A 1,717-nucleotide genomic window follows, 5' to 3' on the forward strand; every position below is an offset into this window, starting at 1 on the left:
AGGCGCGCCTGGCGCGGGTGGTCAAAGGCACGACGGAGGTCATGGTGAAGGTGACCAAGCCAGCCAAGACCGACAAGCACGGGAACCCGATCAAGGTCACGCGGGGAACTGAGGCGCGGCGCGTTGCCGAGCACATCGACTACATCAGTCGAAACGGCAAGCTTGAGATCGAGACGTCTAACGGGGAGGTTCTGAAGGGCAAGCAGGCCACTTCAGGGCTATACCGGGATTGGATAGAGAAGCATGACGATGCGCGGGCCGCAGGCATGGCGACGGACCGCACAAGGATCACCACCAGCATTCTTTTTTCAATGCCGGGGAATACAAATGCCAGCGGTGTGAAGGATGCGGTGCGGGCGCTGGCGGAACAGGAATTCGGGGGCTGCCACGATTACGCCATGGCGCTCCATACGGACACCCCGCATCCGCATGTGCACCTGACGGTGCGCACCGTTGGGCATGACGGCGTGAAACTCAACTTGCGCAAAGCTGACCTGCAGCACCTGCGCGATACCTTTGCAGAGAAACTGCGCCAGCGCGGCATCGAGGCGGAATCCACCCCGCGGCATGCCCGGGGCAAAACCCGGCGGGGCGAAAGCACGCCGGTCTACAAGATCCGCCAGCGCGGCGGGAAACCCTATATAGATGCGAAAAAGCGCAATGAGGTGCGCCGGGATCTGGAGCGCAACAACGGCGTGCTTCCAACCCATGCCTGGGACGCGGCAATTGCTGATCGCCGGAACAGGGTCATGCGGACCTATACGGGAGCCGTCCGGATACTGGCGCAGTCCGATGATCCCGCGGACCGGGATCTGGCACAGGAGACAGAGCGCTTTACCACCCGGCTAGCAGAGGTCGTCACCCAGCGGGCAGAGATCGCAAGATCATTGGAGGTGGTGCCGTTGCATGGCCGCACTGGCGGTACAACCGGCCCCCGCGGGACGAAGCAATACCCGGAGCCAGGGCGAGGGTATCCAGACCGCTCGCGGTCAGGCAGGGGGCGTGAACGGTAAAGCCCCGCAGGAAAGGGGCTGGAATTGTGCGCAGGGGTACGGCCGGATCATTCACTCTAAGAAAACGGCTTGCAGCCGTTGTGATGGTGGAGAACCAATAGTCTCGACGATGGCGGCTGTCAGTCCTGTTCAGTTCAAACGCTAAGCATTTCTGACACAGACCGAACTTTCAGTGCTGGACGCTTGATGGCCGAGATGCGGGACGAGGACGAAGCCGCTCGCGCGGCACTGGCGCCTGTGGCAGGCGTTTTGCATTGATCTGACCGCTGTGCATTTGGGAATGGGCGCGGCTGTCTGACGATTGGGACCTCTCAATCGAAAGACAGGAGGTTCCCATGGCGGAGGAGAGAACAACGCCGCTTCGCGCGCGGATGATCGAGGACATGCGGATCAAGGGGCCGGGTGACAGATCTCAGAAGTCGCACATCCGGGCAATCAAGGACTTCGCAGCGTTTTTGGGACGGTCGCCGGACACCGCGACGCCGGATGATCTGCGCGCCTACCAGCTTCACATGACCGACCGCGGTGTCACGCCGCCGACCTACAACGCCCGCATCATCGCACTGAGGTTCTTCTTCGAGACGACCTGCGGGCGGGGCGAGATGAAGCGGCATATGCAGTTCCGCACCCAGCCGCGCAAGCTCCCCGTGGTGTTCAGCGCCGAGGCAGTAGCGGCGCTGCTGCGGGGCGCGCCTGGACCGGGG

The 1,717-nt window shown here is 62.7% G+C and carries 2 protein-coding genes; both read left to right on the forward strand.

The window, feature by feature from the left end:
- Nucleotides 1-1,013 (forward strand): relaxase/mobilization nuclease domain-containing protein (locus A2I95_RS35650; RefSeq protein WP_291737272.1); only part of this gene is annotated, 1,013 nt, incomplete at its 5' end.
- A gap of 335 nt (nt 1,014-1,348) precedes the next feature.
- A partial coding sequence (locus A2I95_RS35655; RefSeq protein ID WP_291737273.1) for a site-specific integrase occupies nt 1,349-1,717 on the forward strand: 369 nt, incomplete at its 3' end.

This window comes from Leisingera sp. F5 (assembly GCF_001593695.1).